The sequence below is a fragment of the Streptomyces spiramyceticus genome, from assembly GCF_028807635.1.
GTDB lineage: Bacteria > Actinomycetota > Actinomycetes > Streptomycetales > Streptomycetaceae > Streptomyces > Streptomyces spiramyceticus.
In genome coordinates this window covers 1,792,347-1,808,060 of the sequence record NZ_JARBAX010000001.1, presented here as the reverse complement: position 1 = coordinate 1,808,060, position 15,714 = coordinate 1,792,347, and the positions used below count along the sequence as shown (strand labels likewise).

Sequence of the window (15,714 nt, the reverse complement as noted above, 5' to 3'; positions counted from 1 at the left end):
GGCGTCAGGCTCCGTGCCATGACAACTTCCGTACTCGGCAAGGGCAGTAGAAACACTGGAGCCAGTAAAGCCGGTGCCACTGACAAACGGGCGGGCCTGCTGCTCGCCGTCGTGCTTGCCGCGCAGTTCATGGCGCTTCTCGACGTCTTCATCGTCAACGTCGCCGCCCCGACGATCCGCACCGAACTGGACGCGTCGGGCGCCGGATTGCAGATGGTCATCGCCGGATACACCGTCGCGTACGCCGTCCTGCTCATCACCGGCGCGAGACTGGGCGACCTGTTCGGCCACCGTCGCGCCTACCTCGGCGGGCTCGCGGTCTTCACCGTCGCCTCGCTGGCCTGCGGACTGGCCGCGGACACTGGTCAGTTGATCGCCTTCCGGCTGGTCCAGGGCGCGGGTGCGGCGCTGATGATTCCCCAGGTGCTCAGCCTGATCCAGCGCAACTTCGAGGGCGAGTCGCGGGTCAGGGCGCTCGGCGCGTACTCGGCGGTGCTGGCCACCGGGGCCGCGGCCGGCCAGGTGGCGGGCGGTGTGCTGGTCAGTGCCGACCTCTTCGGCACGAGCTGGCGCCCGGTGTTCCTGGTGAACATACCGATCGGCCTCGCGCTGCTGGTCCTCGGCACGCGCCTGCTGCCGCGCGACGGACGCGGCGAACCGGAGCGCGAACCGGAGCGCACACGCGGCCTCGATCTGCCCGGCCTGGTGCTGCTCGCCGCCGCCGTGTCGCTGTTCACGGTGCCTCTGGTGCTCGGGCAGGAGCAGGACTGGCCGCTGTGGTCGTGGCTGTCTCTGGGGGCCGCTGTCGTGCTGTTCGCGGGCCTCCTGGCGTACGAGTCGCGGCTGGCCGCGCGCGGCGGTGCGCCGCTGATCGCGCCCAGGGTGCTGCGGATCCCGGGCATGGGGCTCGCTGTCCTGCGGATCGCCGTGGTGATGGCGGTCAACGCGGGGTTCCTCTTCACCCTGACCCTGCACGTCCAGGCCGGCCTCGGCTATTCGGCGCTCCGAGCGGGGCTCACGTTCGCGCCGACAGCGGTGGTCTTCGGAGTGGTCGGGCTGACCTGGCGGCGCTGGCCGGCGGGGCTGCAACGGGTGATGGTCCCGGGCGGATTCGCGCTGACCGCCATGTCGTCCGCGGCAGTCGGCCTGGTGCTGCGGGACGGCGGCGACGGAGGCTTCGCGATGTACGCCGCCTTCGCGGGTGTCGGGGCCGGTCTGGCCCTGGGGTTCAGCCCTACGCTGACGGGCGCGCTCGCGGGCGTACGCCCCGAGGACGCGGCGGATGCCAGCGGACTGCTCGTAACCGTCACACAGCTCGGGCAGTTGCTGGGCGTCGCGACATTCGGGACTCTCTTCCTGAACCGGCTGAATGCGCTGGGTGCCCACGCGTATGGAGAGGCCCTGTGGGTATGTGCCCTCGCGCTGGCTGCCGCGTCGCTCTTCGGCTCTGTGGCCGGCCTCCTGCGCTCACGTCACTGACCCCCTTGCGGAGCCATGGCAGAATCGGACCGCCGGAGGGGGACGACGGTCGCCCAGGTGCTCGGCGACAACGGAGGTATCTCGTACGTGTGCACGGCCTGCGGCCACAGCTGGAGCTGAGTGATGGGTGCACACAGGCGTAAATGCGACTGGTGCGGCAGTGGCACGCCCATCGTCAGGGACATGGAACCGATCAACCCCGACTACCAGTACTGGTGCGAGGAATGCGCGCGGGCGCTGATCATAAAGGGCGACCCGATCGAGACGTACCGCGAGCTCGAGGGAGAGCCGATCTACGGCCGCCTGCTCGACGAGCACTGCACGCTCAAGCGCTTCTATTCCTTCGCCACAGCGTGAGCAGCGCGGCGGCCGCCGTGAGGGTGTAGAGCGCGGAGAGCGCCATCTGGCCGCCGCTCTGGGAAAGTTCGAGCCGTCCCGGGCCGTGCGGCACCCACCAGAGCGCGTACGAACAGAAGACCAGGGTTGTCACCGCCGCCAGCCGCTTCCTGCCCCGAGCCGCCAGGAAGAGCACCACGGGCACGCACCACACCCAGTGGTGCGACCAGGACACGGGGCTGATCACCAGCGCGGTCAGCGCGCATGCGACCACCGCTCCGGCCCGCTCGCCGCGAAGTTCCGATGTCACCGCGACGGTGAGCCCGGCCGCGGCGGTCAGGGCGGCCGCGGCCGCCCACCACAGTGCCGGATCGCCGGTGTGCAGGAGCCGGGCCAGTACTCCGCGCAGGGACTGGTTGGCGGTGTCCTCGGCATGACCCACACGGCCCGCCTCGAAGACCATGGCGGTCCAGAAGCGGCGGGAGTCGTGCGGCAGGACGGCTGCGGTGGCCAGGGTGGCGGTGAGGAAGACCGCGGTGGCCGTCGCTGCTTGCCGGAGCCAGGGGTTCCAGGCTCGGCGGACGGCGCCCCCTGCCCGTACAAGGCCGGCTATGAGAAGGAAGACGGCGAAGAGCGCGGGTGTGAGTTTCACCGCAGCGGCGAGGCCGATGCCCGCCCCTGCCCACCGGTGGTCAGGGCGGCGGGTGAGGTCCCAGAGGACGGCTACGGCGAGCAGGAGATTGATCTGTCCGTACCGCAGGGTCGTCCATACCGGCTCGCACCAGACGGCGAACGTGGCGGCCCACAGGGCGGTCGCCGGATCCTTGCGGCCCACCAGGCGCATGGAGAGATGGACCAGTGCGACGAGGAGTGCGAGGTTGCCGAGGGTGGCCAGAGCGCGCATCTCCGGGACGCCTATGAGCGTCAGCGGGGTGAACAGCAGGGCGGCGAACGGCGGGTAGGTGGTCGGCAGGTTCGCCTCTGTGGCCCGCATTGCGTACAGGTCCTGACCTGCTCGTACGGTCTCGCCCTCGGCCCGGTAGACCATGAGGTCGATCATCGAGACCCCGGCGGCGCGCTGGGCGGCCCAGAAGATCAGGAAGGACAGCAGGCAGGCGGAGGCCGCGACAAGTACGGGCCGCCGGGCGAGAGCGTCGCGGGCGGCGGCGGTCTGCGCGGTCACGGTCACAGGCACGGTCACGCAGGCAGACAGTACCGGTCGTGTGCGTACGGAACACGTGTGCGGGCAAACGATTTGGTGAAGGGCAGGGGGGACCGTGTAATGTTGGCGAAGCCGCAGCGGGGAAGCCCGCAAACGGCAGCAAGCAAGGGGCTATAGCTCAGTTGGTAGAGCGCCTGCATGGCATGCAGGAGGTCAGGAGTTCAATTCTCCTTAGCTCCACAGAAAGAAGATCCCGTCCGATCGAATCGATCGGACGGGATCTTTTCGTTTCCCGGTGACGTCGGCTGGCGACCGTCGGCCGCCAGCCGACGTCAGCCGTCAGTCTCTGCCGCTGCCCAGAGCCCTTCTGTTGCTCATCGGCAGAGCTGGCCGCACCGGCCGCTCGGGAGCCTCCTGTTCGATCCGGAGGGCGAGTGCGGGGCAGCGGCGCACGGCACGCTGCGCGCGGCCCCGCAGATGCACGGGGACCGATGCGTCCGCGAGCGCCGGATAGCCGTCGGGGCCGAGCCGGATCAGCTCGGGGATGATGTCCGCGCAGAGCCCGTGGCCCTTGCACAGCGTCCAGTCCACGGCGAGCTTCTCGCCGCTCGGGATGCCCTCTTCTTCGTAACCCGGTCCCGGGAGCGGCAGTACGCCGGTCGTCTCGCGGCCACAGCCGCCGCCCAGGACATGCGCCGCCAGATCGTCCGTGAAGGCGTTGAGGGTGGAGACGAAGAACCGCACGGAGCCGTCCGGGTGCTTGCACGCACCGCGGCCCTTCACGGCCTGTGTGACCTCGCGCAGGGCCTCCAGCGCGGCCTGGCCGCCGCCGTTCAGTACGTCCGACAGGCCCCCGGCGGCGGCGGGCAGGCCCAGTCGGCAGGGGCCGCACTGGCCCGCAGTCTCGGCCGCCAGCCAGTTCGCGACGCGCAGCGACTCACCCAGCGGGCAGGTCTCCGGGCCGATGGGGAGGATTGCGCCCGCGCCAAGGGCGCCGCCGAACGAGGCGAGGGACTCGCGGGAGATCACGGCGTCGTGCGCGGCGACCGCGTCGATCCAGTTGCCGTGATAGCCGCCGGTCAGTACGCCCTGCGGCAGGGGCGGGGCGCCGGCGAGCTGGAGGACGTAACGCAGCGGCACTCCCGTCGGCACCTCGACGACCATCGGGCGGGACACAGCGCCGGAGATGGTGAGCATGACGGTGCCCGGCTCATTCTCCAGGCCGGTGTGGCAGTAACGGCGGGCGCCGATGCGGGCGGCCACGGCCAGCTGCGCGAACGTCTCCGTGTTGGACAGCAGCGTCGGGGCGCCCCCGACCCCTGTCTCGGAGGCGCGCTCGCGGCGGCCCGGCGGCAGGGCGGGGCCGCCGTTCGCAGCGCGGATCAGCGAGGACGCCTCGCCGGAGACCATGCGCTCGGGGGTCCGTACGATCCGTGCGCGCAGTTGCTGTCCGCGGCGGTCGGACAGGCCCCGCTCTGCGAACGCGGCGCGGATGGAGGCCTCGGTGGAGTTCCGGGTGACGCCGACGATCAGGGTGCGGGCGCCGAGGGCCTCTGCGGCCAGCAGGGCGCCGTCCAGGGCGAGGTGGGGGGCGCGGTTGAGCAGGACGGTGTCCTTGCGGCAGGCGGGCTCGCCCTCACTGCCGTTGATGACGACGACCGGCCGTACACCGCGCCGGATGGACGCCTGGGCGACCGCCCGCAACTTCTTCCCGAAGGGGAAGCCCGCGCCGCCGCGGCCGCGCAGGGATATGGCATCGGCCAGCTCGGCCAGGCGCTCCCCGCCCATCGGCTCCAGCGGGCCGTGCACCTTGAGGTGCATGCCGAGGTCGAGGCGCTCGACGAGGTCGAAGCCGGTCGTCAGCTGGGGAAGGCCGACGACGCGGACTTCGGGTACGTCGGGAAGGGGGACATTCAACGTCGTTCTCCTGCGGGTGCGTGCCAGGGCTCCCCGGCGGCCGGCCGGTAGAGCGGACCGGGCGCTGGTTCTGTGTCGTCGAGGGGGCCGGTGAGCGGTCCGGTGGGGGCCTCGGCGCCGTACGAGGGGGCGCCGGGAACGGGGGCGGCGACCGGGTCGTACGGAGGGGTGTCAGGGGCGGGGTAGTCGCCCGGGCTATACGCCGGGTAGTCCGGAGCGGGCACTGCCCCCGGGCCGTACGCCGCACGGTCGGGGTCGTACGGGGGACGTACGGCCTGCGCGGGGGGCGGGGGCGAGGGGGTGGGCCAACGGGACGGTGCCGGGCCCGCCGAGGGGGGCGCCGGCTGGACCGGGATCTCCTCGGTCATGGGGATCTGTTCCGCCAGGGGAATCCGCTCGGTGGGGGCAGACCCAGCCGACGCCGCCGACACTGCGCGGTAGGCGGCCGATATGCCGGTGTCCGGCGCCGAGTTGAGGCCGGGGGAGCCGGGGAGCCCGGCTTCGTACAGGGGCGGTGCCGGGGCCGCGAGCCGCTGGGGCTCCGGCGGGTCCCGGAACAGCTGCTCGGACTGGCGCGGCGCCCGCTCCGGCTTCTGCGGCGGTACGGCCCCGGCGCCCGGCAGCGGGGACAGTGCGGCATCCCGTGGCTCCGGGTCGGGCGCCTGCGCCAGCGAGCCCGAGGTGACCAGGGCAACGATGCGGTCGGCGACGGTCCGCTTGAGAGGCGGCGGGAGCATACGCAGCGAGAGGGCGGCGACCACCGCCGTGAGGGACAGGCCGTACATCGTGACGACCCAGCCCGCGGCCGGCCGGCCGGCGAACAGGCCGTGCACCAGGGCCGATCCCCAGGCGGGGTAGGCGACCATGTGCAGCGCCCGCCAGCGGCCCGCGATGCGGCCGGGGGTGGCGAAGGCGCTGCGCAGCGCGCCGGTCGAGGCGGCGACGACCATGAGGATTCCGGCGAGCGAGCCGAATCCGATGAGTCCGGACGTACCGCTGATGCCGAGACCGAAGGGGACGAGGGCTCCGAGGAGGGCCACGTGCCCGAGCGAGACCTTGACCGTCACATGTAGCAGGAGGAAACCGAGCGAGGCGACGGCCGTGGCCCGGTGGATGCCCTGGGCGAGGAGGCGGTGGCGTGGCTGGAGCAGCAGCCGGTCGGTGGCCAGCAGGCCCCAGCCGACGGCGGCGGTGAGCGAGACCAGCGAGAGGACGCCCGTGGTGAAGTCGAGTGCAGCGCGCAGACTGTCGCTGCCGAGTGTGGCGATCAGGGGTATGAGCACCAACGCGGCGGCGGTGAGGCCTCCTTGGGCCGGGCGGCTCAACACGGGGAGTGAGACAGACGAGCGGATCTTGCGGTGGGGGTTCATGGGGGCGACTCCGAATGGTTCGGCAAAGTGGTCCCGTTGCCGCATGCTAGGTCGCCCCATACCAGGCAGTACGCGCTTTGGAGGTTTAGTGCGGGGGTTGTGGGAAAACTTGCTCGAACGTTGCCCCGGATAGGGCCGATACGCGGAGTAACCCCCGGGCGAGGCCGAGGTCTGGCCGGCTCCGGCCGGGCTCCCGCACCGTCCGGCCCGGCTCACTCCCGCTTCGTCCGCCCTGTGGATACTCGGCGCACCCCTCGCGGGCCCTGCGGTACCCTGACGCCATGCGTGCCGTACGCCTTCTGCTTAGCGAGCCGCGCTGATCACTCCCGACGGATGAAAGATCCGGTCGGAATCGGCGCGGCGTCCCCTCCTGTGCGAGGGGATTTTTCGTTTGCTGAGTGTCAGCAGCCTGAATGTCGCAGCCGCGGGCAGAGACGATCGATGGAGCTTTGAGGATCATGAGCGAGACGAATTCTGGTGCCGAGGTGGCAGCTCCGCACCGCTATACGGCGGCGATGGCCGCCGACATCGAGGCGCGCTGGCAGGACTTCTGGGACGCCGAGGGTACGTACGAGGCGCCGAATCCCACTGGGGACCTGTCGGGCGACGCGGCCATGGCCGCCAAGCCCAAGAAGTTCATCATGGACATGTTCCCGTACCCCTCGGGTGCGGGCCTGCACGTCGGGCACCCGCTGGGCTACATCGCGACCGACGTCTTCGCCCGCTACCAGCGCATGACCGGGCACAACGTCCTGCACACGCTGGGCTTCGACGCCTTCGGCCTGCCCGCCGAGCAGTACGCCGTGCAGACCGGCACGCACCCCCGGGTCTCCACCGAGGCGAACATCGAGAACATGAAGGACCAGCTGCGCCGGCTGGGCCTGGGCCACGACAAGCGCCGCTCCTTCGCGACGATCGACCCGGACTACTACAAGTGGACCCAGTGGATCTTCCTGCAGATCTTCAACTCCTGGTACGACAAGGAGGCGGGCCGGGCCCGGCCGATCGACGAGCTGGTGGCCCAGTTCGAGAGCGGGGAGCGCACGACGCCGGACACGCGCCCCTGGAGTGAGCTGAGCGCCAACGAGCGCGCCGACATCCTGGGCGGGTACCGCCTGGCGTACGCCTCCGAGGCGCCCGTGAACTGGGCGCCGGGTCTGGGCACCGTACTGGCCAACGAGGAAGTCACCGCCGACGGCCGCTCCGAGCGCGGGAACTTCCCCGTCTTCAAGGCCAAGCTGCGCCAGTGGAACATGCGCATCACCGCCTACTCGGACCGCCTGCTGGACGACCTGGACGGCGTGGACTGGCCCGAGGCGATCAAGCTGCAGCAGCGCAACTGGATCGGGCGCAGCGAAGGCGCGCGGGTCGACTTCCCGGTCGGCGACTCCGACGCGATCACCGTCTTCACCACCCGCCAGGACACCCTGTTCGGCGCCACCTACATGGTGCTGGCACCCGAGCACGAGCTGGTCGAGAAGATCGTCCCGGCCGCGTGGCCGGAGGGTACCCACGAGGTGTGGACCGGCGGTCACGCCACCCCCGCCGAGGCCGTCGAGACGTACCGCAACCAGGCCGCGTCGAAGTCCGACGTCGAGCGGCAGGCGGAGGCCAAGGACAAGACCGGCGTCTTCACCGGTGCGTACGCGACCAACCCGGTCAGCGGCGAAAAGGTCCCCGTCTTCATCGCCGACTACGTGCTGATGGGCTACGGCACCGGCGCGATCATGGCCGTACCGGCGCACGACTCGCGCGACTTCGCCTTCGCGCGCGCCTTCGAGCTGCCGATGCGCTGTGTCGTCGAGCCGTCGGACGGTCGCGGGACGGACCCGGCGGAGTGGGACGACGCCTTCTCCTCGTACGACGCGAAGATCGTGAACTCCTCCGGCGCCGACATTTCGCTGGACGGGCTGGGTGTCGTCGACGCCAAGGCGAAGATCACCGAGTGGCTGGCCGCACGCGGCATCGGCGAGGGCACCGTCAATTACCGGCTGCGCGACTGGCTGTTCAGCCGCCAGCGCTACTGGGGCGAGCCCTTCCCGATCGTCTACGACGAGGACGGCATCGCGCACGCGCTGCCCGAGTCGATGCTGCCGCTGGAGCTGCCGGAGGTCGAGGACTACTCGCCGCGCACCTTCGACCCGCAGGACGCCGACACGCAGCCCGAGACGCCGCTGTCGCGCAACGAGGACTGGGTGAACGTCACCCTGGACCTGGGCGACGGTGCCGGCCCGAAGAGGTACCGGCGTGAGACCAACACCATGCCCAACTGGGCCGGTTCCTGCTGGTACGAGCTGCGCTACCTGGACCCGCACAACAGCGAGAAGCTGGTCGACCCGGACATCGAGCGGTACTGGATGGGTCCGCGCGAGGGCATGCCGCACGGCGGCGTCGACCTGTATGTCGGCGGGGCCGAGCACGCCGTACTGCACCTGCTGTACGCGCGGTTCTGGTCCAAGGTGCTGTTCGACCTGGGGCACATCTCGTCGTCCGAGCCGTTCCACAAGCTGTACAACCAGGGCATGATCCAGGCCTTCGCCTACACCGACGCGCGCGGCGTGTACGTGCCGGCGGCCGAGGTCGAGGAGATCGACGGCAAGTACTTCTACCAGGGCGAGCCGGTCAAGCGTGAGTCCGGCAAGATGGGCAAGTCCCTGAAGAACGCCGTCACTCCGGACGAGATCTCCGCCGAGTACGGCGCGGACACCCTGCGCCTGTACGAGATGGCGATGGGCCCGCTGGATGTGTCCCGGCCGTGGGACACACGCGCGGTGGTGGGCCAGTACCGGCTGCTGCAGCGGGTGTGGCGCAATGTCGTCGACGAGACGACGGGTGAGGTCACCGTCACCGAGGCCGAGCCGGACGAGGCAACGCTGCGTGCGCTGCACAAGGCGATCGACGGCGCGGGACAGGACATGGCGGGGCTGCGCTTCAACACCGCCATCGCCAAGATCACCGAGCTGAACAATCACCTGACCAAGTCGGGTGGCCCCCTGTCGCGTTCGGTCGCCGAGCGGCTGGTGCTGCTGGTCGCGCCGCTGGCTCCGCACATCGCGGAGGAGCTGTGGCGCAAGCTGGGGCACACCGATTCCGTGGTGCACCAGGACTTCCCGGTGGCCGATCCGGCGTACGTCGTGGACGAGACCGTGACGTGCGTCGTGCAGATCAAGGGCAAGGTCAGGGCCCGGCTGGAGATCTCGCCGTCGATCGGTGACGAGGAGCTGGAGAAGCTGGCGCTGGCCGACCCGGCGGTCGTTGCCGCGCTGGGCGGCGCCGGGATCCGCAAGGTGATCGTGCGGGCGCCGAAGCTGGTCAACATCGTGCCGGCGTAGCTGCCGACAGGTACTGGCAGGCGTTAGTAGGTGCTTTCCCCTACGGGCAGGTTGGGGGTTCCGATGGAACCCTCGGCCTGCCTGTTCCGTTTACCGTTGAGGGACCACCGAAGCCGAGTGGTCCGACAACGGAGGGGCCCTCATGGAAGCCGTCATCCTGATCCTGACGCTGCTCTTTGTGGCGTTCGTGGGACTGGGTGTGTACGTGGGCGTGAAGGCGGTCGGCGCGGCCAAGCGCGGCGTGGACCGCACGATCACGCAGGCACGCCGCACCGTCGAGGACACCACCCTGCGGGCCAAGAGTTACGGGCAGCCGGGCGTGGCGGGTGAGCTGGCACAGCTGAGGCTTTCTCTGCGCACGTCGATGAGGGCCACGCAGCAGGCGTTGCAGGCGGGTGTGGCCGAAGATGCGTCCCTGTCGGAGTCGATCAGCCTGTTCCAGCGGCTGAGCGGTCACGGACACGAGCTGGACGACGAGCTGAAGCGGCTGGAGCGCGAGCCGGACAAGACGCGGGTCGCGGAGCGGCTGCCGGATCTGCGTGAGCGCACGGAGCGGGTGACGCACGCCGCTGACTCACTGCGATGGGCGGCGCGGGACCGGGCGCAGCAGTTCGCGAACGACGACCTGGCCTCGCTGAGCGCGCAGATCGAGGTGGAGTCGGGCGCTCTGCGGCACTGGGCGACGACGGAGCCCGGGGCGGCGTCTGCGCAGACGTGGCCGGAGGCGGATGCGAAGGCGGAGGAGTCCGGAAGAGAAGCCGGAAAGGAAGCGGGAAAGGAAGCCGGGAGGGAAGCCGGCGCAGCCGAGCAGGCGGGCCGGGGTGCCGGGCCGCAGGCCATCACCGCGCGCGACCCTCAGCGGCAGCCGACCTACCCGTGGCAGAAGGCGGCGCGTCCGGAGAGCACCCGTTGAAGTTCGGCAGGCACCTGTTGAGGTCCGGAGGGCACCCGTTGAGATGGATGTTTCACTCGGGAATTGATCAGTCAGGTGGATCATCCAGGTCGATCTCCGGCCGATCATTGGGAGGGGCCGGACTGCCGTCGGGCGCCCTCGCCGGGTAACCTCCCGCTCATGTCCCGCCATGTCGCTATCGTCACCGATTCAACGGCCTACCTGCCGCACCAGACGATGGAGCGGCACGGCATCACCGCTGTGCCGCTGACCGTCGTCATCGGCGATCAGGCCCTCGAAGAGGGCACCGAAATCTCGGCCCGCACGCTCGCCCAGGCCCTGCAGAAGCGCAAGTCGGTGACGACGTCCAGGCCGAGCCCCGAAGTCTTCGCCGCGGCTTACCGTGCGGCGGCGGAGGCCGGTGCGACGGCGATCGTGTCGCTGCATCTGTCGTCCGAGTTCTCCGGCACGTACGACGCCGCCGTGCTCGCCGCACAGGACGCCCCCGTGCCGGTACGGGTGGTGGACACCGGAATGGTCGCCATGGCCCTCGGTTTCTGCGCGCTGTCGGCGGCGGAGGTCGTCGATGCGGGTGGCACGGTCGACGAGGCGGTGGCGGAGGCGGAGAAGCGCGCGGCAGGCACATCGGCGTTCTTCTACGTCGACACGCTGGATTACTTGCGCCGGGGCGGCCGGATCGGTGCGGCCCAGGCGCTGCTCGGCTCGGCGCTCGCGGTGAAGCCACTGCTGGAACTGAACGGTGGCCGCATCGAGATGCTGGAGAAGGTACGTACGGCCTCCAAGGCGATCGCCCGGCTGGAGGAGATTGTGGCCGACCGGGCGGCGACGCGCAGCGTGGACATCGCGGTGCATCACCTGGCGGCGCCGGAGCGGGCGGAAAAGCTGGCCGAGCGGCTGCGCGAACGAGTTCCGGGGCTGGCGGAATTGCACGTCAGCGAGGTGGGGGCGGTGATCGGCGCGCACACGGGGCCGGGTCTGCTGGGGGTTGTTGTCTCACCCCGCTGAGCGCTCGTGAGGGTGGCCGGTTTATCCACAACCACCGGGTTCCCCACAGGATTTGACCTTGATCATCGCGTCCGGGCGGATGTGCCTACCGTCTCGTGGCATGGCTCTTCGATCACGCTCACGAGCACGCTCCGCGACCAGTGGACCGGGCCGCGCCCCGGCCTCCGACGTCCGCGCCCGGGATGGGCGCGGCCGCCGTGGGCGCCTGCGCCGCCACGGTCACGACACCGCCGCGCCGACGGCACTGCGCCGCCGCGCGGAGGCACTCCTTGCCCCGGCGCCACGTGCGGCGCCGAGGTTTCCTGGCATGCTGCACGGCCCACCGGCTCCGGAGCGCCTACGGGAAGAGCCGCGCCGCCCGCCCGCTCCGGTCGGCCCAACTGCGCAGGAGAGGGCGGACGCTGGGGAGGCTGAGGCAGCCCCTGGGACGGGCGCAGTTCGGCAGCGCGGATTTGGGGCTGTGCGGGAGCGGTTACCGGTTTGGGTGCAGGCCCGATGCGGGTTCGAGCTGAGGACGCTGGCCGCGTTGGCGGTTGTTCTCGTCGTGGCGGCGGGCTTTGCCGCTCAGCACTTCTGGGCGGGACGGCCTCAGACCGTACGCCCGCCGGAAGTGGTGGCCGGGAGCCCGGCGGTCGCGGAGCCGGACCCGTCGCCGGGTCGGCCGCCGACGCCGTCCGGTGGTGGGCCCGGCGGTGAGACCGACGGGCGCATCGTCGTCGATGTGAGCGGCAAGGTCCGCCAGCCTGGCATCCACCGGCTGCCGACCGGATCGCGGGTGGCCGACGCGCTGCGGGCTGCGGGCGGCATCAAGAACGGTACGGACACCACAGGGCTCAACCGGGCCCGCCTGCTGACGGACGGCGAGCAGGTGGTGGTCGGGATCCCCGCACCACCACCGGCAGCCACCGGACCGGCTGGGGGTGGCAGCGCCCCCGCGGCCGGTCCGGTCAGCCTCAACTCCGCCACCGCGGAGCAGCTCGAAACCCTTCCGGGGGTCGGTCCCGTACTGGCCCAGCACATCCTGGACTACCGGGCCGAGCACGGCGGCTTCCGCTCCATCGACGAGTTGCGCGAAGTGAACGGGATCGGCGACCGCCGGTTCGCGGATCTCCAGTCCCTCGTACGGCCATGACTCGCCCGGCAGTCCACGCCATGTCCGGCAACCGTCTCGGTGCCTCCGAGCCCCGGCAAGAGGGGCCCGTGGACCTGCGTCTGGTTCCCCCTGCGCTGGCGGTATGGGGCGCGGCGGCTCTGGCGGTGGGAGCGTCGGGGCGCTGGGTGGCGGGCTTTGCGGCGGCGTGTGTGGCTGTGGCGGGAGGGCTGTTGGCGATCCGTTCGATCCGTGCGGTACGCGCGTCCGGCACGCGGCGCGGTCCCAGCGCCGGCGTCGGCGCCACTGCCGTTGCCGCGGCGCTGCTGTGCGCGGCGGCGGGAGCGGCATCGGCCGGGCTGCACTCGGCCGACCTCCACCGGGGCCCCGTCCCCGGCCTGGCCGACCAGTACAGCCGGGTCACGGCGGAGCTGACGGTCGCCTCGGACGCGCGCCTGACCCGGCCACGGGTGCGGGGCGCCAACACCGTGCCGAGGTCGGTCGTGTTCGACGCGGACGTCACGCGCGTAACCGGGCCGGACCGGTCGGCCGCCACCGTCCGTACGCCGATCCTGGTGATCGCGCCGGCGCATGGGCCGGCGTCGGCCCAATGGCAGCGGCTGCTCCCGTCCACCGAACTGCGGCTGACCGGGCGGCTCGCGCCTGCGATGCCCGGTGGTGGCGACCGTATCGCCGCTGTCCTGCGGGTATCGGACGGTAATCTGCCTGAGGTCACAGGGCCGCCAACAGCCGTACAGCGAACTGCCGGAGACCTCAGGGCGGGTCTGTGCGAGGCGACCGAAGGACTCGCCCCCGACGCACGGGCGCTCTTGCCGGGGCTGGTCGTAGGCGACACGTCCAGGGTGCCGCCGGAACTGCACGATGCGTTCGAGGCCACCGACCTCACACACCTCCTGGCCGTGTCCGGCAGCAACCTCACCATCGTCCTGATCCTGCTGATCGGGCCGCCCGGTACCGCCCTGCGCGCCGAACGCGGAGGAATCGCCCCGCGCCTGGGCATCTCGCTGCGGACGACCGCGCTGCTCGGCGGCGCGCTCACGCTCGCCTTCGTCGTCGTGTGCAGGCCGGAGCCCAGCGTGCTGCGGGCCGCGGCCTGTGGCCTCATCACGTTGCTCGCCATCGGCACGGGCCGCCGCAGGCAACTGATCCCCGCCCTCGCCGCCGCCGTACTGCTGCTCGTCCTGTACGACCCGTGGCTGGCCCGGAGTTATGGATTCCTGCTCTCCGTGCTGGCCACAGGCGCCCTGCTCACCATCGCCCCCCGCTGGAGCGATGCGCTGCAACGGCGCGGTGTGCCGCCGAGGCTCGCCGAAGTGCTGGCCGCTGCTGCTGCCGCCCAGGCCGTGTGCGCGCCCGTCGTGGCGATGATGGCGGCCCGGGTGAGCCTGGTGGCGATCCCGTGCAATCTGCTCGCCGAGTTCGCGGTGGCCCCCGCGACGGTGCTCGGCTTCGCGGCGCTGGCCGCCGCCCCGGTGGCGATGCCCGTCGCCGAGCTGCTGGCCCGGTGCGCGGGGTGGCCGGCCGGGTGGATCGCCTCCGTCGCCCGTACCGGCGCGGCGCTTCCCGGCGCGGAGGCGGACTGGCCGGACGGCTGGCGCGGCGGGCTGCTGCTCGCCGGTGTCACCGCCTTGGTCTTGTTCACCGCCCGTCGGCTCCTGCGCCACCCCTGGCTGAGCGCTGCCTGCGTGCTGATCCTTCTGCTCGCGGTCCTGCGGCCGGCGCCCCTCACCAGAGTGCTCACCGGCTGGCCGCCACCGGGCTGGAAGTACGTGATGTGCGACATCGGGCAGGGCGACGCCTCCGTACTCGCGGCAGGCGAAGGAACGGCAGTGGTCGTGGACGCGGGCCCGGACCCGAAACCCGTCGACCGCTGCCTGCGCACACTCGGCGTCACCCGCGTCCCGCTCGTCCTCCTGACGCACTTCCATGCCGACCACGTGGCGGGGCTTCCAGGCGTGCTGCGAGGCCGGGCGGTGGGGGAGATCCGGACGACGACGCTCCAAGAACCCGGGGACCAGAGCGCGTTCGTACGGCGCACAGCCGCCGAAGCCCGGGTGCCCGTTCTCAGGACGGCCCCGGGCGAGCGGCGCCGCATCGGACCGCTCTCGTGGCGGGCACTGTGGCCGCCTCCCCTCCCCCTCCCGACGCCCGAAGAGCCGAACGACGCCAGCGTCACGCTCCTCGTCCATTCGGGCGACCTCACCCTGCTGCTCCCCGGCGACCTGGAACCACCGGCACAGCAAGCACTGTTGAGAGCCCACCCGGCACTCCCGCCGGTGGACGTACTCAAGGTCGCCCACCACGGCTCGGCCTACCAGGACCCCGCGCTCCTCGCCCGCACCCGCGCCCGCCTGGCACTGATCTCCTGCGGCCACGACAACCCGTACGGCCACCCCTCGCCCCGGACACTCACGGCGTTACGCGCAGGGGGCGCCACAGTGCTGCGTACGGACACGGACGGCTCAATCGCGGTGACCGGGTCCGGCCCGGGCTTGCGCGCCGTGCCCTTGAGGTCGTGAGTGACGTGGTGGAGGGCCGCGACGGCCGCCGCCGCAGTTCGTCGTTACGGTCAGGTGGTCGGATCGCTCGTGCGGGGAAATCCGCACGTGCCGTCCTCAGACGAGCCATTCGCCGGCCCGCATCAACTCCCGATCGGGCAGCTCGTTCTCCTCCCGCCATGCCTTTACCACCCTCGGTGTGACACGCACGTAGACCCAGGACTTCCGGTTCCGGGGATCCCAGCCGCCGAGCTTTGCCGCGAACGCGTCGGCCGACTCCGTCGCGAGGTCCCGTCCTTCCACCGGCTCGGCGGCGCCCTCGATGTGCACCACATCCCTGGTGTGGCCGAGCGTCAGCCGTATCTCTCCGGCGGGTGTCAGGTTTCGGGCCGTCGGGTTGGTCCGCCGGGTGCACATCAGCAGTGTGTTCCTGTCCCAGACGAACGACAGGGGTACGAGGCAGGGCTCGCCGTCCGGCGAAGCCGTGGCGACCCAGACGTCCTCGTCGTTCTCCAGCCGGCCGAGTACGTCCTGTTTCCGCTGTTCACGGCTGCGCGCCGGTTCCCATGTCGTCATGCCCGCACGCTAGCG

The 15,714-nt window shown here is 71.2% G+C and carries 11 protein-coding genes and 1 tRNA gene; 8 read left to right on the top strand and 4 right to left on the bottom strand.

Features of this window, described 5'->3' with window-relative positions; translation table 11 throughout:
- Positions 1–18: 18 nt before the first annotated feature.
- Together PXH83_RS08240 and PXH83_RS08235 are read left to right on the top strand one after the other, a co-directional pair.
- The gene (locus tag PXH83_RS08240; protein WP_274558334.1) at positions 19–1,479 is read left to right on the top strand and encodes an MFS transporter; all 1,461 of its coding nucleotides are present in this window, start codon (positions 19–21) and stop codon (positions 1,477–1,479) included.
- A gap of 123 nt (positions 1,480–1,602) precedes the next feature.
- The gene (locus PXH83_RS08235; RefSeq protein ID WP_214918286.1) at positions 1,603–1,836 is read left to right on the top strand and encodes a hypothetical protein; all 234 of its coding nucleotides are present in this window, start codon (positions 1,603–1,605) and stop codon (positions 1,834–1,836) included.
- Here the strand turns inward: PXH83_RS08235 and PXH83_RS08230 are convergent.
- The gene (locus PXH83_RS08230) at positions 1,805–3,010 is read right to left on the bottom strand and encodes a glycosyltransferase 87 family protein (RefSeq protein WP_274562720.1); all 1,206 of its coding nucleotides are present in this window, start codon (positions 3,008–3,010) and stop codon (positions 1,805–1,807) included. The genes PXH83_RS08235 and PXH83_RS08230 overlap by 32 nt on opposite strands.
- Before the next feature lie 134 nt (positions 3,011–3,144).
- On the opposite strand from PXH83_RS08230, the gene PXH83_RS08225 reads away from it, so the two are divergent.
- A tRNA-Ala gene (locus PXH83_RS08225) sits at positions 3,145–3,217 on the top strand.
- 99 nt (positions 3,218–3,316) lie between these two features.
- Here PXH83_RS08225 and PXH83_RS08220 read toward each other — a convergent pair.
- Together PXH83_RS08220 and PXH83_RS08215 are read right to left on the bottom strand one after the other, a co-directional pair.
- Entirely contained in the window at positions 3,317–4,894 is a 1,578-nt protein-coding gene (locus PXH83_RS08220) for an NADH-quinone oxidoreductase subunit NuoF family protein (RefSeq protein WP_274558329.1), read from the bottom strand.
- Positions 4,891–6,264, bottom strand: coding sequence for a ferric reductase-like transmembrane domain-containing protein (locus PXH83_RS08215; protein ID WP_274558327.1), 1,374 nt, complete (start codon positions 6,262–6,264; stop codon positions 4,891–4,893). Before PXH83_RS08215 ends, PXH83_RS08220 begins: the two co-directional genes overlap by 4 nt.
- A 458-nt stretch (positions 6,265–6,722) precedes the next feature.
- Between PXH83_RS08215 and leuS the strand changes: the two genes are divergently transcribed.
- The 5 genes from leuS (at position 6,723) to PXH83_RS08190 (ending at position 15,144) form a co-directional block, all read left to right on the top strand.
- Positions 6,723–9,596, top strand: a complete 2,874-nt coding sequence (leuS, locus tag PXH83_RS08210) for a leucine--tRNA ligase (protein WP_274558324.1) — start codon at positions 6,723–6,725, stop codon at positions 9,594–9,596.
- 142 nt (positions 9,597–9,738) lie between these two features.
- Positions 9,739–10,509 carry a hypothetical protein gene (locus PXH83_RS08205; RefSeq protein ID WP_274558322.1) on the top strand — a complete coding sequence of 257 codons (771 nt, stop codon included), beginning with the start codon at positions 9,739–9,741 and terminating at the stop codon, positions 10,507–10,509.
- A gap of 159 nt (positions 10,510–10,668) precedes the next feature.
- The gene (locus PXH83_RS08200) at positions 10,669–11,514 is read left to right on the top strand and encodes a DegV family protein (protein WP_274558320.1); all 846 of its coding nucleotides are present in this window, start codon (positions 10,669–10,671) and stop codon (positions 11,512–11,514) included.
- 526 nt (positions 11,515–12,040) lie between these two features.
- Positions 12,041–12,646 (top strand): ComEA family DNA-binding protein, encoded by a 606-nt coding sequence (locus tag PXH83_RS32430; RefSeq protein WP_420803130.1) that lies wholly within the window; start codon positions 12,041–12,043, stop codon positions 12,644–12,646.
- Positions 12,643–15,144 (top strand): ComEC/Rec2 family competence protein, encoded by a 2,502-nt coding sequence (locus PXH83_RS08190; RefSeq protein ID WP_274558316.1) that lies wholly within the window; start codon positions 12,643–12,645, stop codon positions 15,142–15,144. Before PXH83_RS32430 ends, PXH83_RS08190 begins: the two co-directional genes overlap by 4 nt.
- Positions 15,145–15,240: 96 nt before the next feature.
- On the opposite strand, the gene PXH83_RS08185 is transcribed toward PXH83_RS08190, so the two are convergent.
- A complete protein-coding gene (locus tag PXH83_RS08185) occupies positions 15,241–15,699 on the bottom strand; it encodes a pyridoxamine 5'-phosphate oxidase family protein (protein WP_274558314.1) in 459 nt (152 codons plus the stop codon).
- Positions 15,700–15,714: the final 15 nt, after the last annotated feature.